This window comes from Amycolatopsis sp. cg5 (genome assembly GCF_041346955.1).
In the GTDB taxonomy this organism is placed as follows: Bacteria; Actinomycetota; Actinomycetes; order Mycobacteriales; family Pseudonocardiaceae; genus Amycolatopsis.
Genome location: NZ_CP166849.1, coordinates 6,929,128 through 6,952,425, shown reverse-complemented (window position 1 = coordinate 6,952,425; position 23,298 = coordinate 6,929,128). Strand labels below are relative to the sequence as shown.

23 protein-coding genes are annotated in these 23,298 nt (G+C 69.4%); 22 read left to right on the top strand and 1 reads right to left on the bottom strand.

Going from position 1 to position 23,298, the window contains the following annotated elements:
• The first annotated feature begins 95 nt into the window (after positions 1 to 95).
• The 11 genes from AB5J62_RS31045 to AB5J62_RS30995 are packed head-to-tail and all read left to right on the top strand — an operon-like array spanning position 96 to position 8,781.
• Positions 96 to 896: a CoA transferase subunit A gene (locus AB5J62_RS31045; RefSeq protein WP_370943526.1), complete on the top strand. Its 801-nt coding sequence runs from the start codon at positions 96 to 98 to the stop codon at positions 894 to 896.
• Positions 893 to 1,642 (top strand): CoA-transferase subunit beta, encoded by a 750-nt coding sequence (locus tag AB5J62_RS31040; RefSeq protein ID WP_370943525.1) that lies wholly within the window; start codon positions 893 to 895, stop codon positions 1,640 to 1,642. The genes AB5J62_RS31045 and AB5J62_RS31040 overlap by 4 nt, the downstream gene beginning before the upstream one ends.
• The gene (locus tag AB5J62_RS31035; RefSeq protein WP_370943524.1) at positions 1,639 to 2,811 is read left to right on the top strand and encodes an acetyl-CoA C-acyltransferase; all 1,173 of its coding nucleotides are present in this window, start codon (positions 1,639 to 1,641) and stop codon (positions 2,809 to 2,811) included. Before AB5J62_RS31040 ends, AB5J62_RS31035 begins: the two co-directional genes overlap by 4 nt.
• 12 nt (positions 2,812 to 2,823) lie before the next feature.
• Positions 2,824 to 3,552, top strand: coding sequence for a protocatechuate 3,4-dioxygenase subunit beta (gene pcaH / locus AB5J62_RS31030; RefSeq protein ID WP_370943523.1), 729 nt, complete (start codon positions 2,824 to 2,826; stop codon positions 3,550 to 3,552).
• On the top strand, positions 3,549 to 4,091 hold the full coding sequence (pcaG, locus tag AB5J62_RS31025; protein ID WP_370943522.1) for a protocatechuate 3,4-dioxygenase subunit alpha: 543 nt from the start codon (positions 3,549 to 3,551) through the stop codon (positions 4,089 to 4,091). The genes pcaH and pcaG overlap by 4 nt, the downstream gene beginning before the upstream one ends.
• A complete protein-coding gene (locus AB5J62_RS31020; protein WP_370943521.1) occupies positions 4,084 to 5,412 on the top strand; it encodes an adenylosuccinate lyase family protein in 1,329 nt (442 codons plus the stop codon). The genes pcaG and AB5J62_RS31020 overlap by 8 nt, the downstream gene beginning before the upstream one ends.
• A complete protein-coding gene (gene pcaD, locus AB5J62_RS31015; RefSeq protein ID WP_370943520.1) occupies positions 5,409 to 6,167 on the top strand; it encodes a 3-oxoadipate enol-lactonase in 759 nt (252 codons plus the stop codon). Before AB5J62_RS31020 ends, pcaD begins: the two co-directional genes overlap by 4 nt.
• Positions 6,160 to 6,549 (top strand): 4-carboxymuconolactone decarboxylase, encoded by a 390-nt coding sequence (gene pcaC, locus AB5J62_RS31010; RefSeq protein WP_370943519.1) that lies wholly within the window; start codon positions 6,160 to 6,162, stop codon positions 6,547 to 6,549. The genes pcaD and pcaC overlap by 8 nt, the downstream gene beginning before the upstream one ends.
• A gap of 9 nt (positions 6,550 to 6,558) precedes the next feature.
• Positions 6,559 to 7,356 carry an IclR family transcriptional regulator C-terminal domain-containing protein gene (locus AB5J62_RS31005; protein WP_370943518.1) on the top strand — a complete coding sequence of 266 codons (798 nt, stop codon included), beginning with the start codon at positions 6,559 to 6,561 and terminating at the stop codon, positions 7,354 to 7,356.
• Positions 7,349 to 7,924, top strand: coding sequence for an NTP transferase domain-containing protein (locus AB5J62_RS31000; RefSeq protein ID WP_370943517.1), 576 nt, complete (start codon positions 7,349 to 7,351; stop codon positions 7,922 to 7,924). The genes AB5J62_RS31005 and AB5J62_RS31000 overlap by 8 nt, the downstream gene beginning before the upstream one ends.
• The gene (locus tag AB5J62_RS30995; protein ID WP_370943516.1) at positions 7,921 to 8,781 is read left to right on the top strand and encodes an AAA family ATPase; all 861 of its coding nucleotides are present in this window, start codon (positions 7,921 to 7,923) and stop codon (positions 8,779 to 8,781) included. The genes AB5J62_RS31000 and AB5J62_RS30995 overlap by 4 nt, the downstream gene beginning before the upstream one ends.
• Here the strand turns inward: AB5J62_RS30995 and AB5J62_RS30990 are convergent.
• Entirely contained in the window at positions 8,778 to 9,791 is a 1,014-nt protein-coding gene (locus tag AB5J62_RS30990; RefSeq protein ID WP_370943515.1) for a nucleoside hydrolase, read from the bottom strand. The genes AB5J62_RS30995 and AB5J62_RS30990 overlap by 4 nt on opposite strands.
• Positions 9,792 to 10,104: 313 nt before the next feature.
• Here AB5J62_RS30990 and AB5J62_RS30985 point away from each other — a divergent pair, with 313 nt between their 5' ends.
• From AB5J62_RS30985 to AB5J62_RS30935, 11 genes are all read left to right on the top strand, one after another.
• A complete protein-coding gene (locus tag AB5J62_RS30985; protein WP_370943514.1) occupies positions 10,105 to 11,202 on the top strand; it encodes a VWA domain-containing protein in 1,098 nt (365 codons plus the stop codon).
• Positions 11,195 to 12,307: an XdhC family protein gene (locus AB5J62_RS30980; protein WP_370943513.1), complete on the top strand. Its 1,113-nt coding sequence runs from the start codon at positions 11,195 to 11,197 to the stop codon at positions 12,305 to 12,307. Before AB5J62_RS30985 ends, AB5J62_RS30980 begins: the two co-directional genes overlap by 8 nt.
• A 304-nt stretch (positions 12,308 to 12,611) precedes the next feature.
• Positions 12,612 to 13,145, top strand: a complete 534-nt coding sequence (locus tag AB5J62_RS30975) for a (2Fe-2S)-binding protein (protein ID WP_370943512.1) — start codon at positions 12,612 to 12,614, stop codon at positions 13,143 to 13,145.
• On the top strand, positions 13,145 to 15,583 hold the full coding sequence (locus AB5J62_RS30970) for a xanthine dehydrogenase family protein molybdopterin-binding subunit (RefSeq protein WP_370943511.1): 2,439 nt from the start codon (positions 13,145 to 13,147) through the stop codon (positions 15,581 to 15,583). Before AB5J62_RS30975 ends, AB5J62_RS30970 begins: the two co-directional genes overlap by 1 nt.
• A complete protein-coding gene (locus AB5J62_RS30965; protein WP_370943510.1) occupies positions 15,580 to 16,434 on the top strand; it encodes a xanthine dehydrogenase family protein subunit M in 855 nt (284 codons plus the stop codon). The genes AB5J62_RS30970 and AB5J62_RS30965 overlap by 4 nt, the downstream gene beginning before the upstream one ends.
• Positions 16,435 to 16,453: 19 nt before the next feature.
• Complete coding sequence (locus AB5J62_RS30960; protein ID WP_370943509.1) at positions 16,454 to 17,086, top strand: SRPBCC family protein; 633 nt, start codon at positions 16,454 to 16,456, stop codon at positions 17,084 to 17,086.
• 51 nt (positions 17,087 to 17,137) lie between these two features.
• Positions 17,138 to 18,196: an NAD(P)-binding domain-containing protein gene (locus AB5J62_RS30955; RefSeq protein ID WP_370943508.1), complete on the top strand. Its 1,059-nt coding sequence runs from the start codon at positions 17,138 to 17,140 to the stop codon at positions 18,194 to 18,196.
• Between the two features lie 77 nt (positions 18,197 to 18,273).
• Entirely contained in the window at positions 18,274 to 19,221 is a 948-nt protein-coding gene (locus AB5J62_RS30950; RefSeq protein ID WP_370943507.1) for an SMP-30/gluconolactonase/LRE family protein, read from the top strand.
• Between the two features lie 269 nt (positions 19,222 to 19,490).
• On the top strand, positions 19,491 to 21,035 hold the full coding sequence (locus AB5J62_RS30945; protein ID WP_370943505.1) for a discoidin domain-containing protein: 1,545 nt from the start codon (positions 19,491 to 19,493) through the stop codon (positions 21,033 to 21,035).
• A gap of 2 nt (positions 21,036 to 21,037) precedes the next feature.
• The gene (locus AB5J62_RS30940; protein WP_370943504.1) at positions 21,038 to 22,258 is read left to right on the top strand and encodes an MFS transporter; all 1,221 of its coding nucleotides are present in this window, start codon (positions 21,038 to 21,040) and stop codon (positions 22,256 to 22,258) included.
• Positions 22,255 to 23,217, top strand: coding sequence for a hypothetical protein (locus AB5J62_RS30935; protein WP_370943502.1), 963 nt, complete (start codon positions 22,255 to 22,257; stop codon positions 23,215 to 23,217). Before AB5J62_RS30940 ends, AB5J62_RS30935 begins: the two co-directional genes overlap by 4 nt.
• The last annotated feature ends 81 nt before the right edge of the window (positions 23,218 to 23,298 follow it).

Here is a 23,298-nt window from a genome sequence, read left to right as displayed (position 1 = left end):
GGCGCTGCTGGACGGCCGGGCCGTCGAGGCGTATGTTCATATGTAGAACGTGTGTGCGCGATACGCACAGGATCAAGGAAGGGAGTTCGAGAGTCATGGCGAAGGTGGTGTCGTTGAGTGATGCGGTGGCCGAGTTGGTCCACGATGGCGACACCGTCGCCCTCGAAGGCTTCACGCATCTGATCCCCGTGGCGGCCGGGCAGGAGATCATCCGGCAGGGCCGCAAGGACCTCACACTGGTCAGGATGACCCCGGACATCATCTACGACCAGCTGATCGGCGCGGGCTGCGCGCGCAAGCTCGTCTTTTCGTGGGGCGGAAATCCCGGAGTCGGTTCACTGCACCGGTTCCGGGACGCCGTCCAGCACTCGTGGCCGGTGCCGCTGGAGATCGAAGAACACAGTCACGCCGGGATGGCGAACAGGTACGTCGCGGGCGCCTCCGGGCTGCCGTTCGCCGTGCTGCGCGGCTACACCGGCACGGATCTGCCCGCGCAGACCGAGACGATCAAGCCGATCACCTGCCCGTTCACCGGCGAGGTGCTCACGGCCGTTCCCGCGCTGAACCCGGACGTCACCATCGTGCACGCCCAGCGTGCCGACCGGGCGGGCAATGTCCAGCTCTGGGGCATCGCCGGCGTGCAGAAGGAAGCCGTGCTGGCGGCCCGCCGGTCGCTGGTGACTGTCGAGGAGATCGTCGACGAGCTGGAACCCAGGCCGGGTGCCGTGGTGTTGCCAGCCTGGGTGATCACCGCGGTCGCCGAGGTGCCCGGTGGTGCTTCGCCGTCCTACGCGGCCGGGTACTACGAACGCGACAACAGCGCTTACCAGGCATGGGACGCGATCAGCCGTGATCGCGAGGAGTTCACCAAGTGGCTCGCGGGGGTGGCGGCATGAGCGAGTACAGCGCGGACGAGATGATGAGCGTCGCCGCGTCCCGCGCGCTCGGTGACGGGATGTCGTGCTTCGTCGGCATCGGGCTGCCGAGCACGGCCGCGAACCTCGCCAGGCGCACCCACGCGCCCGGACTCAGCCTGATCTACGAGTCGGGTTGCCTGGGCGCCAAGCCCTCCCGGCTGCCACTGTCCATTGGGGACGGTGAACTGGCCGACACCGCCGACGCGGTGATCAGCGTGCCGGAGGTGTTCAACTACTGGCTCCAGCCTGGCCGGATCGACGTCGGCTTCCTCGGCGCCGCGCAGCTGGACCGGTTCGGCAACATCAACACCACGGTGATCGGCTCCGACTACCACGATCCCAAGGTCCGCCTGCCGGGCGCGGGCGGCGCGCCCGAGATCGCCGCCTCCTGCCGCGAGGTGTTCGTGGTGCTGCGGCAAAGCGCGCGTGCCTTCGTCGAACGGGTCGACTTCATCACCTCGTTCGGCCACGGCACGGGCAAGGGTGATCGCGAACGCCTCGGCCTGCCCGGCGCGGGCCCGACACTCGTCATCACCGACCTCGGCATCCTGCGGCCCGACCCGGAGACCCGTGAGCTGGTGCTGACCGAGCTGCACCCGGGCATCGAGGTGGAGCAGGTCCGCGCGGCCACCGGCTGGAAACTCAAGGTGTCACCGGAACTCGGCGAGACCCCGGCGCCGACCGAAACCGAACTTCGCGTGCTCAGGGAGCTGAAAGCGGCATGAGCGAGCAGACCTTCATCCTCGACGCGGTACGGACACCGTTCGGCCGGTACGGCGGCGCGCTCTCCGGCGTCCGGCCGGACGATCTGGCCGCCACCGTCGTCAAGGCGCTCGGCACGCGCAACGACCTCGACCCGGCGACGGTCGACGAGGTAATACTCGGCGATGCCAACGGCGCTGGCGAGGACAACAGGAACGTGGCGCGGATGGCCACGCTGCTCGCCGGTTGGCCGACGGCTGTGCCGGGCAGCACGGTCAACCGGCTCTGCGGCTCCGGGCTGGACGCGGTCATCCAGGCGAGCCGGTCGGTGCAGGTCGGCGACGCTTCGCTGGTCGTCGCCGGTGGCGTCGAGTCGATGAGCCGGGCACCGTGGATCCTGCTCAAGCCGGAGAAGGCGTTCCCGGCCACGCCGCAGACCCTGCACTCCAGCACGCTGGGCTGGCGCATGGTCAACCCCGAGATGCCCGAGCAGTGGACGGTCTCGCTCGGCGAGTCGACCGAAATGCTGGCCGAGCGCTACGGCATCGGCCGTGACGAACAGGACGCGTTCGCGGTCAAGAGCCATGTCAACGCGGCGAAAGCTTGGGACGAAGGCTTCTATGACACGCATGTGATCCCCGTCGGAGGACTCGACCGGGACGAGGGCATCAGGCCCGATTCGAGCATCGACAAGCTGGCCAAGCTCAAGCCCGCGTTCCGTCCACAAGGGACGGTCACGGCGGGCAACTCGTCCCCGCTCAACGACGGCGCGTCCGCGTTGCTGCTCGGCGACGCTGCCGCGGCGGACCGGCTCGGCAAGGAACCGCTGGCCAGGATCGCCGGGCGGGGTGCGGCGGGCGTCGATCCGGACGTGTTCGGGATCGGGCCGGTCAAGGCCGCCGAGATCGCGCTCGCGCGGGCCGGGATCGGCTGGGCGGACCTCGCGGCGGTCGAGCTGAACGAGGCCTTCGCCGCGCAGTCGCTCGCGTGCCTGGCCGACTGGCCGAAGCTCGACCCGGCGATCGTCAACGTCAACGGCGGCGCCATCGCGATCGGTCACCCGCTGGGCGCCTCCGGCGGGCGGATCCTGGCTTCACTGGCCTACGAGCTGCGCCGCCGCGGTGGCGGCTGGGGGCTGGCCGCCATCTGCATCGGCGTCGGCCAGGGCCTGGCCGTCGTCATCGAGGCTTAGGAGGAAAGGACCATGGGAGACCTGCGGCTGCCGCGGTACACGCGGGATCCGGACGGCACGCATCCGCCGCTGGACTACGCCGGCTACGGCTCGACCAAACTGCGTCACCCGAAGCAGCCGCTGGTGCTGCTGCCCCAGCAGCTCACGGAGGTCACCGGGCCGCTGCTCGGCCCCGGCAGGCTCGGCGAGTTCGACAACGACCTCACCCGCCAGCACGCGGGGGAGCCGCAGGGCCAGCGGATCATCGTCACCGGCAGGCTGCTCGACGGCGACGCCAGGCCGGTGCGGAACTCGCTCGTCGAGATCTGGCAGGCCAACGCGGGCGGGCGCTACAAGCACACCGGGGACCGGTGGCCGTCGCCGCTGGACCCGAACTTCGACGGCGTCGGCCGCGCGCTGACCGATGACGACGGCCGCTACACCTTCACCACGATCAAGCCGGGCGCGTACCCGTGGAAGAACCACGACAACGCCTGGCGGCCCGCGCACATCCACTTCTCGGTGTTCGGCACGGCGTTCACCCAGCGGCTGGTCACCCAGATGTACTTCCCGGACGATCCGCTGTTCGGCCAGGACCCGATCTTCAACTCCATCCCGGACGAGAAGGCCCGCCAGCGGATGGTCTCCCGCTTCGACCTCGACCGCACCGAGGCCAACTGGGCCTTGGCCTACCAGTTCGACATCGTCCTGCGCGGACGCGACGCCTCGGTCTTCGAAGACGAGGAGGAGGAAGACGAATGAGCACGCCTTCGCAGACGGTCGGGCCGTTCTTGTCCATCGGGCTGCCGTGGGAAGACGGGCCCGTGGTCGTGCCCGCCGACACGCCGGGTGCGATCTGGCTCCGCGGCACGGTGTCCGACGGTGCCGGCGAGCCCATCCCGGACGCGCTCGTCGAGACCTGGCAGGCCGACGCCGACGGCCGCTTCGACCATCCCGACGACCCGCGTGGCGCGACCGGTAACGGCTTCCGCGGCTTCGGCCGGTGCCCGACCGACCTCGACGGCCAGTACCAGATCCGGACGGTCGTTCCCGGCGCCGTCCCCGGCGCCGGTGGTGAGCCGCAGGCGCCGCACATCGACGTGTCCGTGCTCGCTCGCGGGCTGCTCCACCGGGTGGTCACCCGGATCTACTTCGAGGACCACGACAACAGCGCCGACCAGGTGCTCGCGCTCGTGCCGGCGGACCGCCGCCACACCTTGATCGCGACCAGGACCGAGGACGGGTACCGCTTCGACGTGCGCCTTCAAGGAGAGGGCGAGACAGTGTTCTTCGATGTCTGACCTCTTTGATCCACTTCTGGCAGCGGGTCCGGTGCGTGCCGAACTCGGCGATGAAGCCTGGCTCCAGGCCATGCTCGACGTCGAGGCCGCGCTCGCGGGCGCGCTCGCCGACGCCGGGCTGCTGCAGCCCGCGCACGCCAGGAACATCGCGGAGGCGTGCCGCGCGGAGTACTACGACGTCGTCGAACTGGGCCGGCAGGCCGTCGGCATCGGCAACCCGGCCGGGCCGCTCGTCCGGGCGCTGACCGCTCAGGTGCACGGGGACGCCGCCGGGTACGTCCACTTCGGCGCGACCAGCCAGGACGTGCTGGACAGCGCGCTCATGCTGGTCGTCGCCCGCGCGCTCGTCCCGTTGCTCGACGACCTCGAAGCCTGCGCGGACCGCGCGGCCGAACTGGCCGAGCGGCACGCGGGCACCGTCCAAGCCGGACGCACCCTCCTGCAACAGGCACTGCCCACGACCTTCGGGTGCGTGGTGGCGAGCTGGTTGTCGGGGCTGGACACGGTCATCGGCAGGCTCGGCGCGTATCGTCCGGCCGCGCAGCTCGGCGGGGCGGCGGGCACGCTCGCCTCGTACGGCGAGCACGGGCCCGCTGTGCTCAAGGCCTTCAGCGAGCGGCTCCAGCTCGACGAACCCCTGCTGCCTTGGCACACCGAGCGCACGCGCGTCGCCGAACTCGCCGGGCTGCTGGGCGAGGTCGACGGCGTCGCCGCGCGGATCGCCCGTGCGGTCACCCTGCTGGCGCAGACCGAGGTCGGTGAGGTCTTCGAAGCCGGACCGGCGGGCTCCGGCGGCTCGTCCACCTTGCCGCACAAGCGAAATCCGGTCGCCGCGGTCGCGGTGCTGGCCTGCGCGCGCCCGGCGCCGGGACTGGTCGCGAGCGTGCTCGCCGGGATGGAACAAGAACACCAGCGGGCGGCGGGCGCGTGGCATGCCGAGTGGCGGCCGTTGCAGGAGCTGCTGCGGAGCACCGGCTCGGCCGCGCATTGGCTGCGCACGAGTCTCGAACGGCTCCGCCCCGACGAACACGCGATGCGGGAGAACGTCCGCGACGAACTGATGACCGAGCGGGTCACCGGTGCCTTGGCGGCCAAGGCAGGGAGGCTCGCGGCACACGACGCGATCGCCGAGTGCAGCCGCCGCGCCGCGGGCGGGGAAGGCGCGCTCGCGGACCTGCTGGCCGCGCATCCGTTGGTGGGCAAGCATCTCGATCACGCCGGTATCGTGGAACTACTGGACCCGTCGGGGTACCTCGGCAGCGCGCAGACCTTCGTCGAGCGCGCGCTTTCGTTCCACCACAAGCGAAAAGGACACGCATGAGCGTCGCGGTGCACTACGAGACCCAGGGCGACGGCGTACCCGTGGTGTTCAGCGGGTCCGTCGGCAGCAGCCTGCGCATGTGGGACGAGCAGGTCCGCGAGGTCGCGGCGGCGGGCTACCAGGCCATCGCCTACGACCACCGCGGGCACGGCGCGTCACCCGTGCCGCCGGGGCCGTACGCCATCGCCGATTTCGGCGAGGACGTCGTCGCGCTGCTGGACGAGCTCGGCATCGAACGCGCGCACCTCGTCGGGCTCTCGCTCGGCGGCATGGCCGGGATGTGGCTCGGCGCGCACGCGCCGGACCGGATCCGCTCGCTGACCCTGTGCTGCACCTCGGCCGAACTCGGCCCGCCGAGCATGTGGGCGGACCGCGCGAACACCGTCCGCGCGGGCGGGCTCGAAGCGATCGCCGACGGCGGCCTCGCGCGCTGGGTGACGCCGTCGTTCGCCGGTGACCGCCGAGCGCTGCGGACCATGCTGGTCAGCACGCCGCAAGACGGTTACCTCGCCGCTTGCCAGGCGCTCGAACGGATGGACCTCGTGGGCGACCTGCCGAAGATCACCGCGCCGACGCTGGTCATCGCGGGCGGCGAGGACGTGGCCACGCCCGTCGAGCACGCCCGGCGCATCGCGGACGGCATCACCGGCGCCCGGCTGGAGATCGTCGAAGGCGCCGCGCATCTCGGCAACGTCGAGCGGCCGGAGGCGTTCACCCGGCTCATCCTGGACCACCTCAAGGGGAGCGATGACTGACGAGCTGTACGAAACCGGCATGAAGGTGCGCCGCGAGGTGCTCGGCGACGCGCACGTCGACCGGGCGAGCGCGGCGGCGACCCCGTTCTCCCAGCCGTTCCAGGACTACCTGACCCGCTCGGCATGGGGCTCGGTGTGGGCCCGCGACGGCATCGACCGGCGTACCCGCAGCTTCATCACCCTCGGTGTGCTCACTTCGTTGCAAGCGCACGAAGAACTGGCCATGCACGTCAGGGTGGCCATCCACAATGGACTCACCGTCGCCGAGATCAGCGAGACCATCCTGCACACCGCCGTCTACGTCGGCGCGCCCGCCGCGAACGCGGCTTTCGCGATCGCGCAACGTGTCCTGACCGAGCTGGGGGAGGTCACCTCAGGTTAGGCTGAGTGGATGGAAGAGGCGGAGCGCGGCGCGCACCACGTGCAGTCGCTGGAACGCGGCCTGGCGGTGATCAAGGCGTTCCACGCCGACGCGGCCGAGCTCACCCTCAGTGACGTCGCCCGGTCGACCGGGCTGACCAGGGCCGCCGCCCGCCGGTTCCTGCTCACCCTCACCGACCTCGGCTACGTCCGCACCGACGGCAAGTACTTCTCGCTCACCGCGCGGGTGCTCGAACTCGGCTACTCCTACCTGTCGAGCATGTCGCTGCCCCAGGTCGCGCAGCCGCACCTGGAGTACCTGTCCGCGGAGGTGCACGAGTCCAGCTCGGTCTCCGTGCTGGAGGCCACCGACGTCGTCTACGTCGCCCGCGTGGCCGTCTCGCGGATCATGACGGTCAGCATCAACGTCGGCACCCGGTTCCCCGCGTACGCCACCTCGATGGGCCACGTCCTGCTGTCCGGGCTGAGCGTCGCCGAGTTCGAGGCGTACCTGATGGTCGCCAAGCTCGACCCGCTCACCGCGCACACCCTGACCTCCGACGACGCGCTGCGCGCCGAGGTCGCCCAGGTCCGCGCGCAGGGCTGGGCGATGGTCGACCAGGAACTCGAGGAGGGCCTGCGCTCGGTCGCCGCGCCGATCCGCAACCGGCACGGCCGCATCATCGCGGCCGTCAACCTGTCCACTCACGCCAGCCGCACGACCCCGGAATCCATGCGCGAGGACCTGCTGCCGTCGCTGCTCAACACGGCGAAGCGCATCGAAGCCGACCTCGCCATCACCGCGCCCGCCAGGGCCAGCCGTGGCTGAAGCTGGCGGCCTGCTCCTCGCGGCCGGCGCGGGACGCCGTTTCGGCGGACCCAAAGCGCTGGCCGAACTCGACGGCGAACCCTTGCTGCTGCGCGCGCTGCGCACCCTGACCGAAGGCGGCTGCGGGCCGATCCGCGTCGTGCTCGGCGCCCAGGCCGACGACGTCCGCGCGCTGCTGCCGGATCCGTCGATCGCCGTCGAAGCCGAGGACTGGTCGACCGGCATGGGCGCCTCGCTGCGCGCCGGTCTCGACGCCTTCACCGAGACGGAAGCCGCCTCGGTGCTGGTACACCTCGTCGACCTGCCCTGGGTCGGCCCGGACATCATCGCCCGCGTCCGCGCCACCGCTGGTCCCGAAGCCGCCGCACGCGCGAGCTACGACGGCGTCCCCGGGCACCCCGTCCTGCTCGGCAGGCGCTGGTGGCCGGAGATCGCCGACACCGCGCGCGGTGACCGCGGCGCCCGCGACTGGCTCGCCACCCGCACCGACCTCCAGCTGGTCGAATGCGCCGACCTCGGCGTTGGAAGCGACGTCGACCGCCCAGGTGACCTACGCTCGAAACCATGACTCCCGAGGAAGTAGCGGACAAGCTCAGCGTCGTCGGCTACCTCGCCGACGACGGCGTCGCCACCGCCGCCTTTCTCACCATGAGCATGGGCCGACCGCTGTTCTGCGAAGGCGAACCCGGTACCGGCAAGACCTCGCTCGCGGTCGCGCTGTCCCAGGCGTTCGACCTCCCGCTCATCCGCCTGCAGTGCCACGAGGGCATCGACGCCGCGCAGGCACTGTACGAATGGGACTTCCCCCGCCAGCTCCTGCACCTGCGCGCACTCGAAGCCGCCAACGGCGCGCTCGACGTCGAAACGGCGGAGCAGTCGCTCTACACCGAACGGTTCCTGCTGGCCAGGCCGTTGCTGCGGGCACTGCGCGAGGCACCGTGCGTGCTGCTGATCGACGAGATCGACCGCGCCGACGACGAGTTCGAGGCGTTCCTGCTGCAGCTGCTCGACGAGAACGCGGTGACCATCCCCGAGCTCGGCGAGATCCGCGCACACCGCCCGCCGATCGTGGTGCTCACCTCGAACCGCACCCGCGAGGTGCACGACGCGCTCAAGCGCCGCTGCCTCTACCACTGGCTCGACCACCCCGACCTGGCCCGCGAGGTCGCGATCCTGCGCGGACGCCTGCCCGGCGTCGGCGAACGGCTCGCCACGCAGGTCGCGGTCGCCGTCCGCCGCCTGCGCGAACTCGAACTCCTCAAACCGCCCGGCGTCGCCGAATCCCTCGACTGGACGCAGGCGCTGCTCGCGCTCGGCCGCGACGAACTCGACGCCGAGTCCGCCGCCCGCACCCTCGGCGCGGTGCTCAAGTACAGCGAAGACCTCGACCGGGTCCGCGCGAAACTCGACACCCTGCTCGCTTAGCTCCCGTCGAGCGTCGCGAAGTAACCCGCTTCGTAAGCGGCGAGATTCCCATGCCTGCCAACGCGTTGCGGCGTGCCGTCGGCACTGACCACCGTGCGCCCCGCCGACTCACCGGTCACGACGACGTCGACCCGGTCTTCGCGGAACTCGACCGGGCTCACCGCATCGAAGGCGGCGGACGCGGCGAGCGTGTCCCACCAGTATCCGACACCTTGCTCGATGAACGGCCAGATGTCCGGCTGCGTCAGAATTCCGTGCACCATAACGCTTTCGGGCGTCTTGGACGTGCCGATCCGCTGCACGAAAGCGGGCGTGATCGGGACATCGTTGGTCGCGTCGAGCGGCACGATGTCCACCCGCGACCGCTGGAAAACCTCCCGTGCCGACAAGGGATCCAGCCAGATGTTGGTCTCTTGCGAACCGTCCGCGTGCGGCGCCTCGACGTTGCCAGGAACCCCGAAAGCGCCGCCCATCACCGAAATCCGGCTGATCTTCTCGGCGACACCAGGCAGCCGAGTCGCCTTCGCGACGTTGGTCAGCGGACCGGTCGCGACCACCACGACCGGAGCAGGGGCTGAAAGCACACTCGCCGCGAACAACAACGACGCCGGAAGCACCGAAGGCCGATCCGGCCGGTTCCCGTCCCCGAGCGCTCCCGAAAGGATCTTTTCGGTCCAGGCGCGAGCGTCCGCGGTCGGCGCGTTGACGCCTTCGTCCGAACCATCGGCGACCGGAATCCCGCCCAGGCCACACTTTTCGAGGATCGTACGGGTGTGCGTGAGCGCGCGGCCCGGTGTGCCGGACCCGTTGTTGACCACGGTGACCGCGCGCAATTCGATGCGATGCCGCTTGTGCGCTTGACAGAGATAGGCGAGCGTGGCCGCGTCGTCGAAGTCCATGTCGGTGTCGAACACGACCGGTGCCGGCGTGGCGGCGTGCGCCGGGACGGTCAAGGCGGTGGACACGGTGAGAGCGGCCAGTGCCGCGAAGGCCAAGCGGCGCAAGATCATGAGCTCACCGTATCGGGGCTTAAATCCTTTGACCACAGTGATCGGCTCGGCCATTCTTGAACCCATCAGAGAGACAACGACCGGAGGGGAGGGATCGTGCGAACCGAGCAACACAGCGGACTGCGTCACGGTCCCGAAGCGTGATCTTCCACGCCCCGGTTTCGTTGTTCACTTCCGCTTTCCCGATCTCTTCGCGCCCGGCCCACTCGCTACCAGGCCCTGGTCGCTGCGAAGAGCGCGGTCTGGTGCCCGTCCTGGGGAGGAACGGGCGCCAGACCGCACTTCGTACCCTCGATGAGCGCACAATGGAGTCATGGATCCGCTTCCGGGTTTCGTCGGCTTCGCGACCGCGTTGCGTGAAGCCGGGCTGCCCTGCGACGCGCATCGCGTGCAGGCGTACCTCGACGCGGTCGAACGCCTCGACATCGCCGAACCCGCTCAGCTCTACTGGGCCGGCAGGCTGACGCTCTGCGCGGATCCCGACGACCTGCCCCGCTACGAAGACGCCTTCGCGCGCTGGTTCGGCGAGGAACCGCCACGTCGCGCGACCAGGCCCGTGACCCGTGAGCGACGGTCGAAAATGGCCACGCTCACCGGTGGCCGCCAAAGTGGCGAGTCTTCGCAGGCACCCGAGCAGCTCAACGCGGCCGCGAGTGACACGGAGCTCCTGCGCCACCGCGACCTCGGCGAACTCTCGATCGCCGAGCGCGAACATCTTCGCGAGCTCTTCGCCGTACTCCGCCCAGTGCCACCGAAAAGATCATCGCTGCGGCAGCGACCGTCCAAACGGGGGCGGCTCGATCCGGCCAGGACGCTGCGCGGCATGCTCGCGGGCGGCGGTGAACTCACCCAGCTCGCGTATCGCGATCGAAGCAAGCGTCCGAGACGTGTCGTGCTGCTCATCGACGTCTCCGGCTCGATGAGCCCGTACGCCGACGCGCTGCTCCGGTTCGCGCATGTCGTGGTCAGGAGCGCACCGGCCGCCGTGGAGGCGTTCACCCTCGGGACCCGGCTGACCAGAGTGTCCCGCCAGCTGCGGCAACGTGATCCCGAGCGCGCCATGCTCGCGGCCGGAGAAGCCGTGCCGGATTTCGCAGGCGGGACCCGGCTCGGCGAAACGCTCAGGGTTTTTCTCGATCGCTGGGGACAGCGGGGTTTGGCCAGGCAGGCGGTGGTCGTGGTGTTCTCCGACGGGTGGGAACGGGGCGACCCGAGCCTGCTCGCCGAGCAGCTCGCACGGGCGCGCAGGCTCGCGCACGCCGTACTCTGGGTCAATCCCCATGCGGGGCGGGACGGTTACGCGCCGGTGCAGTCCGGGATCGCCGCCGCGCTGCCGCATCTGGACGCGCTGCTCGCCGGCCACAGCCTGGCGACGCTGGAACGACTGCTCGTGGAGATCCGCAATGCGTGATGTGTTGGACGAGTTGTACCGCCGCTGGTCGGCGGGCGAGACCGTGGGTGTCGGCACGGTGGTGGCGACGTTCTCGTCGGCGCCGAGGGAACCCGGCGCGGCGATGCTGGTGGGACCGGACGGTGAGGTCACCGGAAGTGTCTCCGGCGGCTGCGTCGAGGGCGCCGTGTACGAGCTGGCGCAGCAGGTGGTCGAGGACCGCACGCCGGTGCTGCAGCGCTACGGCGTCACCGACGACGACGCGTTCGCGGTCGGGCTGACCTGCGGCGGGATCATCGACATCTACGTCGAGCGGATCGACCGGGAGTCGCTGCCGGAGCTGGGCGAGGTCGTCGCGTCCGTGCGCGAGGGCGAGCCGGTCGCGATCGTGACCGTGATCGAGCACGAGCTGACCGGGCTCGTCGGGCGGCACCTGATCGTCTGGCCGGACCGGGTCACCGGCACGCTCGGCTCCTCCCGGATGAACGACGCCGTCGCCGACGACGCGCGCGGGCTGCTCGCCACCGGGCGCACCGACATCCTGCACTACGGCCCGGACGGCCAGCGCCGCGGCGAGGGCATGACGGTGTTCGTCAACTCGTTCGAGCCGCCGCCGCGCATGCTGGTCTTCGGCGCGATCGACTTCGCGGCCGCGATGGCGAAAATGGGCGCCTACCTGGGCTACGAGGTCACCGTCTGCGACGCGCGCCCGGTGTTCGCCACCGCCAGCCGGTTCCCCGACGCGCACGAGGTCGTCGTCGACTGGCCACACCGCTACCTCCAGGCGCAGGCCGAGGCGGGCAAGATCGACCGCCGCACCGCGATCGCCGTGCTCACCCACGACCCGAAGTTCGACGTCCCGCTGCTGGAGGTCGCGCTGCGCCTCGACGTCGGCTACGTCGGCGCGATGGGCTCGCGCAAGACACACGACGACCGCTTCTCCCGCCTGCGCGACGCAGGCCTGACCGAGCACGAACTCGAGAACCTTTCCTCGCCGATCGGGCTCGACCTCGGCGCCCGCACGCCCGAGGAGACCGCGGTGTCCATCGCGGCGGAGATCATCGCGCTGCGCTGGGGCGGCGGCGGTCAGCGCCTCGCCGCGCTCAGCGGCCGCATCCACGGCTGAAAACCCGGGATAAAGCGGGCTTTACTCCGCGGAGTAAAGCCCGCTTTATCCCCGCATGTGCCCACGCCGATCGCTGTCGGATGGTTGATCACCAACGGATTTCTCGCCCGGGTGAAGTAAATTTTGCCGCTCCGCTGAACGGAGTAGTGCCGAATTCCGCGAATGAGGGTCGACAAAGCCGAGAAATCCGCGGATGCGGATCGGCCGTGCTGCTCGCACGGGTGGGGGGTTGTCCCGGGGAACGGGAAGTAGCACGCTCGAAAGTGAGTCCGATCACACCCGCTCCCACCACTGGAGACCGCACATGCGCATCACCGTCACCGTGGACGGAACCAAGTACAGCGACGAGGTCGAACCGCGCACGCTACTCGTGCACCATCTGCGTGAACGGCTCGGCAAGGTAGGCACCGTGGTGGGCTGCGACACCAGCAACTGCGGCGCCTGCACCGTCCATCTGGACGGGCACAGCGTCAAATCCTGCTCGGTGCTCGCGGTCCAGGCCGACGGCTGTGAAATCACCACCATCGAAGGACTGGCGCGCGAGGGCAAGCTGCATCCGGTGCAGCAGGCGTTCCACGACAATCACGCGCTGCAGTGCGGTTTCTGCACACCCGGCATGATCATGCAGTCGATCGACCTGCTGGCGGACAATCCCGATCCCGACGAGAAAGCCGTCAGGGAAGGGCTCGAAGGCAATCTCTGCCGTTGCACGGGTTACCAGAACATCGTGCGCGCGGTCCGCGACGCCGCCCACCACATGCGTCCCGGCGCCGGGCCGGAGGCCGAGCGGATGTCGTCGCAGGAAAGCGCCTCGCACGTGGGCATCGGGGGCGAATGATGACCGCCACCATCGAGCCGGAGGTAGGAAAGTCCCGGCGGCGCAAGGAAGACGAGCGGCTGATCACCGGGCGTACCAGGTGGACGGACAACCTGACGTTGCCCGGCATGCTGCACTTGGCCGTGCTGCGCAGCCCGCACGCGCACGCCAAGATCGTCAGCGTCGACACCTCGGCGGCCAAGGACCAGGCCGGTGTCGTCGCCGTCTACACGGCCACGGACCTGGACCCGGCGAGCGAGGTCGGCATGCCGTGCGCGTGGCCGATCACGCCGGACATGAAGTCGCCGCGCCGCCCGATGCTCGCCGCCACCCAGGTGAACTTCGCCGGTGAGGGCGTCGCCGTGGTCGCCGCGCGCACGGCGGCCGAGGCGCACGACGCGCTCGAATACATCGACGTCGAGTACGAAGAACTCCCTGTCGTGCTCGGCCTGGAGACCGCGCTCGCCGAGGACGCGACGCTGGTGCACGAGGAACTCGGCACCAACACCAGCGCGGTGTGGGTGTTCGACTCCGGCGAAGCGGGCACGGGCGCGAGTTTCGCCGAGACCGCGGGCGACGCCGAGGTCACCCTCACCCGGCGCTTCCGCCAGCAGCGGCTGGTGCCCGCGTTCATGGAGCCGCGCGCCTGCGTGGTCGACCCGACCGGCACCCAGCTGACCATGTGGTCGTCGACGCAGATCCCGCACATCCTCAAGACCATGGCCGCGCTGACCCTCGGCCTGCCGGAGCACAAGGTGCGGGTGATCGCGCCGGACGTCGGCGGTGGCTTCGGCGGCAAGATCGCCGTGCTGCCCGAGGAGACGATGGCGCTGGTCGTCGCGCAGAAGCTCGGCAAACCGGTGAAGTGGAACGAAACCCGCTCGGAGAGCCTGCTCACCGCGCACCACGGCCGTGACCAGATCCAGGACATCACCATCACGGCCAAGCGGGACGGCACGGTGCTCGGGCTGAAGGCCGACCTCAAGGCCGACATGGGCGCCTACCTCGGCCTGGTCGGGCCGGGCGTGCCGATCCTCGGCGCGTTCATGTTCAACGCGATCTACAAGTTCCCGGCGTATCACTTCGCCTGCACCAACGTGTTCACCAACACCACGCTCACCGACGCCTACCGCGGCGCCGGCCGCCCGGAGGCGACGTTCGCCATCGAGCGGATCATGGACGAGCTGGCCGCCGAACTCGGCATGGACCCGTTGGAGCTACGCGAAAAGAACTGGATCAAGCACGAGGAGTTCCCGTTCACCACGGTGTGCGGGCTGACCTACGACTCGGGCAACTACGAGGCCGCGACCGAGAAGGCCAAGCAGCTCTTCGACTACGACGGCCTGCGCCGCGAGCAGGCGGAGCGGCGTGCGAGCGGCGACCCGATCCAGCTCGGCATCGGCATCTCGACGTTCACCGAGATGTGCGGCCTCGCGCCGTCGCGCGTGCTCGGTTCGCTCGACTACGGCGCGGGCGGCTGGGAGCACGCGGCGATCCGGGTGCTGCCGACCGGCAAGGTCGAGGTCGTCACCGGCGCGTCCGCGCACGGCCAGGGCCACGAGACGGCGTGGAGCCAGATCGTCGCCGACCAGCTCGGCGTGCCGTTCGAGGACATCGAGATCCTGCACGGCGACACCCAGTCCTCGCACAAGGGCATGGACACCTACGGCTCGCGGTCGCTGGTCGTCGGCGGGATCGCCGTGGTCAAGGCCGCCGAGAAGGTGATCGCCAAGGCGAAGACGGTCGCCGCGCACCTGATGGAGTGCGCGGAGGACGACCTCGAGTTCACCGGCGGCAGCTTCGGCGTCAAGGGCACCGACAAGGCGACGTCCATCCAGGACATCGCGTTCGCCGTGTTCAGCTCGCACAACCTGCCCGACGGCTTCGAGCCCACTTTGGACTCCGAGGCCACCTTCGACCCGGAGAATTTCTCGTTCCCGCACGGCACGCACCTCTGCGCGGCCGAAGTGGACACCGAGACGGGCCGGATCACGCTGCGCAGCTACGTCTGCGTCGACGATGTCGGCGTGGCGGTCAACCCGCTGATCGTCGAAGGACAGGTGCACGGCGGGCTCGCGCAGGGCATCGCGCAGGCGTTGTTCGAGGAGGCGGTGTTCGACGAGAGCGGCACGCTGACCACGGGCACGTTCGCGGACTACCTGCTGCCGTCCGCGGCCGACCTGCCCTCATTCACCACCGACCGCACGGAGACCCCGTCGACCACGAACCCCTTGGGCGCCAAGGGAGTCGGCGAGGCGGGCACGATCGCGTCCACGCCTGCCGTGGTCAACGCGGTCGTCGACGCGCTGCGGCACTTCGGGGTCACCGACATCGAGATGCCGATGACGCCGATGCGGGTGTGGCACGCCATCCAGCACGGGACCAAGGCCGCCGGCGACATCGGCTCCGAAGCCGGTGGCGGACTCGGCTCGATCGACGCATCCGGAGGTGCCCAGTGATCCCGGCGAGTTTCGACTACGTCGCACCGTCCACAGTGGAGGAAGCGGTCCAAGCGCTCACCGAGGCGGGCGAGGACGCGAAGGTGATCGCGGGCGGGCAGAGCCTGCTGCCCGTGCTGCGCATGCGGCTCGCCACGCCGACCGTGCTGGTCGACCTCGGCAAGATCGCCGACCTGCGCGGTGTCCGCGAGGACGGCGACGCGCTCGTCATCGGCGCCATGACCACGCACTACGACGTGCAACGCGATCACCTGATCGCTGAGCACGCCGCGCTGCTGGCCCGCGCCACCGACACGGTCGCCGATCCGCAGGTCCGCCACCGCGGCACCTTCGGCGGCTCGCTCGCCCACGCCGACCCGGCCGGTGACCTGCCCGCTCCGGTGCTCGCGCTCGACTGCGAGATGGTCATCGCGGGCCCCGACGGGCGCCGGACCGTGCCCGCCGCGGAATTCTTCCAGGACTTGTTCACCACCGCGCTCGCGGAAAACGAGATACTGGTCGAGGTGCGGGTGCCGAAGCACACCGGGTGGTACACGCACTACGAGAAGTTCAACCGCGTCGCGCAGGCCTGGTCGATGGTCGCCGTCGCGGCCGCGGTGCGCACCGACGGGGCCACGATCACCGAGGCCAGGGTCGCGCTGACGAACATGGGTTCGACGCCGATGCGTGCCACCGGCGTCGAGCAGGCTTTGGTGGGGCAGCCCGCCACGGCCGAAGCGATCACGGCGGCCGCCACGCACGCGGCCGAGGGCACCAGCCCGCCCGTCGACGGCAACGCCGACGTCGAATACCGGCAGCAGCTCGCCAGGGTGCTCACCGGCAGGGCACTCGCCTCGGCGATCGGTACCTGAGCAGAAGGGAGGTCGGCCCGTGCGGCTCGACCATGAATTCACCGTTCCGGCAGGCGTCGAGGACGTCTGGAAGGCCGTGATCGACCCCGAGTACGTGGCGCCCTGCATGCCGGGCGCGACGGTCACAAAAGTCGAGGGCGACACGTTCAGCGGCACGGTGAAGGTCAAGCTCGGGCCGATCTCCCTGCTCTACAAGGGCACCGGCGAATTCCTCGAGAAGGACGAAGCCGCGAAGAAGGTCGTCATCAAGGCGGCGGGCAAGGACGCGCGCGGCGCGGGCACGGCGTCGGCCACGGTCACCCTCACGCTGACCGAGCGCGACGGCGGCACGCACGGCGCGGTCGCGACCGAGCTTTCGGTCACGGGCAAGCCAGCGCAGTTCGGGCGTGGCCTGATCAGCGAGGTCGGCGGCAAGATACTGGACCAGTTCGCCGAGCGGCTGGCCGAGAAGCTCGGGACGCCCGAACCCGCCGAGGAGGAACCCGAGCCCGAACGGCCGCAGCTGCGCAGCGTCCCGCCGATTCCCGAAGCCGAGGCGATCGACCTGGTCGAGATCGCGGGCGGCTCGATGGCCAAACGGTTGCGCCCGGTGCTCGCCGCCGGTGCGGCGATGGTGGCCTTCCTCCTGATCAGGAAGCTCCTTCGTCGTTAGCGTGTGACCGAAACCGCGAAATATCCGGGCGGCGGGCCCGTTGAACCCGGTATGAGCGCGGACCACGAGACCGACGTAGTCGTGATCGGAGCCGGACAGGCGGGCCTTTCGGCCGCCTATCACCTGCGCCGGACCGGATATCGGAACGGCAGCGGGTTCGTCGTGCTCGACCACGGCAAACGGGCGGGCGGCGCGTGGCAGTACCGCTGGCCTTCGCTGGTGCTCGGCAAGGTGCACGGGCTCTACGACCTGCCGGGGATGTCGCTGGGCACGCCGGATCAGAGCAGGCCGGCGTCCGAGGTCGTCTCGGAGTACTTCGACCGGTTCGAGCGCACCTACGACCTGCCGGTCCAGCGTCCGGTCGACGTGCTGTCGGTGAGCCGCGACGGCGACCGGCTCGTGGTCGCCGGCGCCGCCGAGTCCTGGTCGGCGCGCGCGGTGATCAGCGCGACCGGCACCTGGGACCGCCCGTTCTGGCCGCACTACCCGGGACAGGAGACGTTCGCCGGGCGTCAGCTGCACACCGCCGACTACACCGGCGCGGGGGAGTTCCGCGGCAAGCGCGTGGTGGTCGTCGGCGGCGGCACCTCGGCGATCCAGCTGCTGATGGAGATCGCGACCGTCGCGCGCGGCACGACCTGGGTGACCCGGCGGCCGCCGGTCTTCCGCTCCGGCCCGTTTTCCGAGGACTGGGGGCGCGAAGCCGTCGCGAAGGTGGAGCGCGCGGTCCGCGCGGGCAAACCGCCGGCGAGCGTGGTCAGCGTGACCGACCTGGCGCTCACGCCCGAGGTCCGCCAGGCGCAGGCCGACGGCGTCCTCGACCGCAAGCCGATGTTCGAGCGGATCACCCCGACCGGCGTCGTCTGGGCCGACGGCACCGAGCAGGCGGCCGACATCATCATGTGGGCGACCGGATTCCGCGCCGCGATCGACCACCTCGCGCCGTTGCGGATCCGCGAACCGGGTGGCGGGATCAAGCTGGACGGCACCCGCGTCGTCGCCGAGCCGCGGCTGCATCTGGTCGGCTATGGACCTTCGGCGAGCACGGTCGGCGCGAATCGCGCCGGTCGCTCAGCGGTACGCGAAATCAACGATCTTCTCGGTCATTGACACATTTTATGGGCTGAAGCGCCGAACTTCGCCTTTTCTTCTGGCTAGGCGGATATCCGCCGTGCGAACCTGCTGCCATGCCCGCACACCCCTGGTTTTCTCGTGCCATCCTGCTCGCGTCAGTGGCGGCGCTGACGTTCACGGCACCGGCCGTCGCCGCGCCGTCCGAGGTGTCCTTCGCCGTCGGGACGCGACCTGAAAGTGTCACGAAAGGCTTTGACAGCAAGGTTTTCGTGACCATCCAGGGCGCTCCCGAACTGGGCAAGAACGACGGCGAGGTGCGCACGCTCGATCCGAAGACCGGCGCCGTCGCCACCTTCGCCACCGGACTCGACAATCCGCGCGGTATCGCGTTCACCGGGAAGTATCTTGTCGTCGCCGATACCACCGCGGTGTGGACGATCGACAGAAAAGGCGGCAAAAAGGTACTCGCCACTCCCGCTTCTTTTCCGAAGACCATCGAGTTCCTCAATGATGTCGCCGCGGAGCCGGGCGGCGAGGCCGTGTACGTCAGTGAAATGGGCGGCCGCGGTTTCATGCGCGACCCGAACGGCTACCTCTGGCCGGTCGACAGCCCGGAGGGCGCGGCCATCCCGTCCTTCGCGCGGATCTACCGCATCCCGTTGACGGGCAAGATCACCGAGGTCGTCAAGCCCTCTCGCAAGACGCTCGTGCTGAACGGCGTCACGCCGAGCCGGAAGCCGGGCAGACTGCTCATGGTCGACATGTTTTATGGCAACGTTGTCGAAAGTGATCTTGAAAATGATCGCAAAAAGATCATCGCGACCGGATTCCGCGGCGCGGACGGTGTCGCGCAGGGTCACGACGGCTCGATCTATGTGTCGAGTTTCGACAACGGCATGGTCTGGAGGATGGATCGGGACGGCGAGAACGTCCAAGTTCTGCTGTCGGGCGTCGGCCGTAGCACGACCGCGGATTTCCTGCTCGATGAACGAGCAAACTCTTTGCTGGTACCGGATACCTTGCACGGGACAGTGCATGTCGTGACTTTGTCACTGACATAGATCGAAGCAAGCGAGCCCCCTTCGTTGCGTTGTGCGCAGAGAAGGGGGCTTTCGCATAACTACTGGGTTACGACATCCAGGGGATGGTCTTGCTAGGCGAAAAAGAGACGAGCTACAGTCGCGAGGCTTCTTAGTTAAGAAACTTTCTTTACTGTTTACCTTGTGTACACGTACTTCTCTCCCTGCCAGCCGTCCGGCCAAGAGGAGCTCCCGAAGTGACCATCAAACGAGCCTTAGCAGTGCTCATACCAGCGGCAGTACTACTGCCCATGACCATGACAGCGACGTCGGCGGCCGCCGACATCCTGTTGTCCCAAGGAAAGACCACCGCCACCTCCAGCCAGGAAAGCTCCTCGTACGCGGGCAAGTACGCCGTGGACGGCAGCACCACCACCCGCTGGGCCAGCGCGGAAGGCGTCGACCCGCAGTGGATCCGCGTCGACCTCGGCCAGTCGGCCACCGTGCACCGGGTCAAGCTGAACTGGGAAGCCGCCTACGCCAAGAAGTACCGCATCGAGCTGTCCGCCGACGGCTCGACCTGGACCACAGTGGACACCAACGACGCCGGTGACGGCGGAACCGACGATCGGACTGGGCTGAACGGCCGAGGCCGGTACGTCCGGGTCGTCGGCACCGCCCGCGGCACGAGCTACGGCTACTCCCTCTTCGAGTTCCAGGTGTACGGCGTCACCGACACCACCGGTGACACGCAGGCGCCGACCGTCCCGACCGGGCTGAAGGCGGACACGGTCGCCGCCTCCAGCGTGGCGCTGAGCTGGACGGCCTCCACCGACAACGTGGCCGTCGACGGCTACGACATCCTGCGCGGCGGCACGGTGGTCGGCACCTCGGCCACGCCTTCGTACACCGACACCACCGTCGCCCCGCAGACCGCGTACTCGTACACGGTCCGTGCCCGTGACGCCGCGGGCAACGTGTCCGGCGCCAGCGCCGCGCTCGCGGTGACCACCCCGGCGGGCAACGGCGGCGGAAGCTTCGTGCTCGCCGCGGCCGGTGACATCGCGGACCGGTGCACCGCCAGCTCGTCGTCCTGCATCCACCCCAAGACCGCCGCCCTCGTGCAGGGCATCAACCCCGCCGCGGTCATCACCATGGGTGACAACCAGTACGACGACGCGCACTACTCGGACTACACCAGCTACTACGACAAGACCTGGGGCAAGTTCAAGAGCATCACCAAGCCCTCGGTCGGCAACCACGACACCTACGACAGCCCGCCGTTCGCCGGCTACGACAAGTACTTCGGCGCGATCGGGAAGCCGAACGGCAAGCGGTACTACAGCTGGGACATGGGCAACTGGCACTTCATCTCGCTCGACTCGAACGACTTCGTCGTCGAGAGCGACAGCGTGAACGCCGCCGCAGACCCGCCCCAGGTGGCCTGGCTCAAGGCCGACCTGGCCGCCAACACCAAGGGCTGCGTCGCCGCGTACTTCCACCACCCGAGGTGGAGCTCCGGCGACCACGGCGACAACGAAGGCGCCCAGGTGCTGTGGAAGCCGCTCGTCGACGCCAAGGTCGACCTGGTGCTCAACGGCCACGACCACCACTACGAGCGGTTCGTCCCGCAGGACGCGAACGGCAAGGCCAACGCGGCCGGTCCGGTCGAGATCCTCGGCGGCATGGGCGGCGCCCCGCTCTACCCGCTGCACGCGGCGCACCCGACGACGGCCAAGCTGCTCAGCACCTACGGCGTGCTCAAGCTGACCATGACGGACAACACCTTCACCAGCCAGCTCATCGGGCTGGACAACAAGGTGCTGGACAGCAGCCCGACCTACACCTGCCACTGATCATGTACATCACGACTGACCGCCCGGCCACGGACACCCCCGTGGCCGGGCGGGTGGCGGGCAACGTCATCGCGCTCGGCATGGTCAGCCTGGTCACCGACATCTCCTCGGAGATGGTCACCGCCGTGCTTCCGCTGTACCTCGTCGTCGAGCTCGGGCTGAACCCCTTGCAGTTCGGGCTCCTCGACGGCATGTACGCCGGCGTCACCGCGATCGTCCGCCTGCTGGGCGGGCACGCGGCCGACCGCTGGCATCGGCTCAAGGCGGTGGCGGGCTTCGGGTACGGGCTCTCCGCCGTCTGCAAGCTCGGGCTGATGGCGGCCGGGTCCTCCGTCGGTGCGATCGGCGCGGCACTGGCCGCCGATCGCACCGGCAAGGGACTGCGCACGGCGCCACGTGACGCGCTGATCTCGCTGAGCAGCGAACCCGCGTCGCTCGGCCGCGCGTTCGGCGTGCACCGGGCGATGGACACGGTCGGCGCGTTCCTCGGCCCGCTCGTCGCGATGGGCGTGCTGTGGATCAGCCTCGGCAGCTACACGTCGGTCTTCTTCGCCAGCTTCTGCATCGCGATCATCGGGGTGCTGCTGCTGGGCTTGTTCGTCCGTGACCGCAAACCCGTTGAGACAGCGAAAGAAAGGGTATCCCTCCGTGAGACAGTCGCGGTCCTGCGCCAGGCTTCGGTTCGACGGGTCTGCGGCTGGGCGGCACTCCTGGGTCTGGTGACCATCGGGGACTCGTTCGTCTACCTGGTGCTGCAACGGCGCTGGGACGTCGGCTCGGTCTGGTTCCCGCTGCTGCCGCTGGGCACCGCCGGCGTGTTCCTGCTGCTGGCGATCCCGTTCGGCAAGCTCGCCGACCGGGCGGGGCGGTGGAAGGTCTTCCTCGGCGGGCATGTCGCGCTCGCCGTGGCGCTGATCGTCCTGTGTGGACCGACCGTGTGGTGGCTCGGCGTGCTCGCGCTGGTGCTGCACGGGATGTTCTACGCGGCCACCGACGGGGTGCTGATGGCCGCCGCCGGGCCGCTGCTGCCCGCTAACATCCGGGCTGGCGGGCTCGCGCTCGTCCAGACCGGCCAGGCGGTCGCCAGGATGGCGTCCTCGGTGCTGTTCGGTCTGCTGTGGACGATGTGGGACATGCGCGTGGCGCTGCTCGTGGTGGTCGCCTCGCTGGTGGCGGTGGTCGCGGTCGCCGCCGTCGTCAAACCGCTGGAGGTCAGTGCGTGAAGAAGAAACTGCTCGTGTTGCTCGCCGCGGTGCTCCTGCTTGCCGGGGTGGCCGTCGGCTACGTCGCCTACGCACGCACGGGCAGCGGTGGTCCCGCCGAGAACGCCGTCCCGGTCGCCGAGGGGGAGGTGATGCTGGCGCAGGAGAGCCTCCTGTTCCGCAACACCGCCGAAGGCCCCGGCTCCGGCAAGGTCGGGGCGGTGCCGATGACCGCGACCACCGGCCCCCGGCAGCTCAGCGGCCTGAGCTGCGACCGGTTCGCGTTCTCGAAACGTACCGGGCTGTGCCTCGCCGTCCAGCCCGGTACGTTGCCGCCCGAGACCGACGTCCTGATCGTCGACGAGCACCTGCGGGTCCACCACAAGGAGACGCTGCCCGGCACACCCAGCCGGGCACGGGTGTCGCCGGACGGGCGCTACGCCTACTGGACGATGTTCGTCAGCGGCGACTCCTACGCCGAGACCGGCTTCTCCACCCGCGCCGGGATCTACGACACGCAGCAGGACAAGCTGATCAAGTCGATCGAGCAGCTCGCGGTCTTCCTCGACGGCGAGCGCTACTACGCGAACGACGTCAACTACTGGGGCATCACGTTCGCGGACGACGGCAACCGGTTCTATGCCACCTTGGGCAGCAAGGGGCACACGTACCTGATCGAAGGCGACTTCGGGAAGTTCCGCGCGAAGGTGCTGCGCGACGGGGTCGAATGCCCGTCGCTCTCGCCGGACGGCACGCGGATCGCGTTCAAGAAACGCTTCGGGGACGGCTGGCGGATAGCCGTGCTCGAATTGTCGACCATGCGGGAAACCGTGCTCGCGGAGACGCGTTCGGTCGACGACCAGCCCTTGTGGCGGGAGGAGTCGGTCCTCTACGGCTTGGGTGGCGACATCTGGTCGGTGAAAGCCGACGGTTCGGGCGCGCCCCTCCTCCTGGTGCCCCACGCGGTGTCGCCTGGTTGAGCGGAGTAAAGCCCGCTTTATCCCCCGCGATAAAGCGGGCTTTACTCCGCGCGATAAAGCCCGCTTAACTCCCGGGGATAA

What these genes read in the sequence shown, in the direction of transcription:
- pcaH (WP_370943523.1), top strand. Translation starts at nt 2,824, where the DNA reads ATGGGAGACCTGCGGCTGCCGCGGTACACGCGGGATCCGGACGGCACG.
- AB5J62_RS30995 (WP_370943516.1), top strand. Translation starts at nt 7,921, where the DNA reads ATGACTCCCGAGGAAGTAGCGGACAAGCTCAGCGTCGTCGGCTACCTC.
- pcaG (WP_370943522.1), top strand. Translation starts at nt 3,549, where the DNA reads ATGAGCACGCCTTCGCAGACGGTCGGGCCGTTCTTGTCCATCGGGCTG.
- AB5J62_RS30945 (WP_370943505.1), top strand. Translation starts at nt 19,491, where the DNA reads ATGACCATGACAGCGACGTCGGCGGCCGCCGACATCCTGTTGTCCCAA.
- AB5J62_RS30990 (WP_370943515.1), bottom strand. Translation starts at nt 9,791, where the DNA reads ATGATCTTGCGCCGCTTGGCCTTCGCGGCACTGGCCGCTCTCACCGTG.
- AB5J62_RS30980 (WP_370943513.1), top strand. Translation starts at nt 11,195, where the DNA reads ATGCGTGATGTGTTGGACGAGTTGTACCGCCGCTGGTCGGCGGGCGAG.
- AB5J62_RS31045 (WP_370943526.1), top strand. Translation starts at nt 96, where the DNA reads ATGGCGAAGGTGGTGTCGTTGAGTGATGCGGTGGCCGAGTTGGTCCAC.
- AB5J62_RS31035 (WP_370943524.1), top strand. Translation starts at nt 1,639, where the DNA reads ATGAGCGAGCAGACCTTCATCCTCGACGCGGTACGGACACCGTTCGGC.
- AB5J62_RS31005 (WP_370943518.1), top strand. Translation starts at nt 6,559, where the DNA reads ATGGAAGAGGCGGAGCGCGGCGCGCACCACGTGCAGTCGCTGGAACGC.
- AB5J62_RS30955 (WP_370943508.1), top strand. Translation starts at nt 17,138, where the DNA reads ATGAGCGCGGACCACGAGACCGACGTAGTCGTGATCGGAGCCGGACAG.
- pcaC (WP_370943519.1), top strand. Translation starts at nt 6,160, where the DNA reads ATGACTGACGAGCTGTACGAAACCGGCATGAAGGTGCGCCGCGAGGTG.
- AB5J62_RS31040 (WP_370943525.1), top strand. Translation starts at nt 893, where the DNA reads ATGAGCGAGTACAGCGCGGACGAGATGATGAGCGTCGCCGCGTCCCGC.
- pcaD (WP_370943520.1), top strand. Translation starts at nt 5,409, where the DNA reads ATGAGCGTCGCGGTGCACTACGAGACCCAGGGCGACGGCGTACCCGTG.
- AB5J62_RS30975 (WP_370943512.1), top strand. Translation starts at nt 12,612, where the DNA reads ATGCGCATCACCGTCACCGTGGACGGAACCAAGTACAGCGACGAGGTC.
- AB5J62_RS31020 (WP_370943521.1), top strand. Translation starts at nt 4,084, where the DNA reads ATGTCTGACCTCTTTGATCCACTTCTGGCAGCGGGTCCGGTGCGTGCC.
- AB5J62_RS30940 (WP_370943504.1), top strand. Translation starts at nt 21,038, where the DNA reads ATGTACATCACGACTGACCGCCCGGCCACGGACACCCCCGTGGCCGGG.
- AB5J62_RS30950 (WP_370943507.1), top strand. Translation starts at nt 18,274, where the DNA reads ATGCCCGCACACCCCTGGTTTTCTCGTGCCATCCTGCTCGCGTCAGTG.
- AB5J62_RS30970 (WP_370943511.1), top strand. Translation starts at nt 13,145, where the DNA reads ATGACCGCCACCATCGAGCCGGAGGTAGGAAAGTCCCGGCGGCGCAAG.
- AB5J62_RS30985 (WP_370943514.1), top strand. Translation starts at nt 10,105, where the DNA reads ATGGATCCGCTTCCGGGTTTCGTCGGCTTCGCGACCGCGTTGCGTGAA.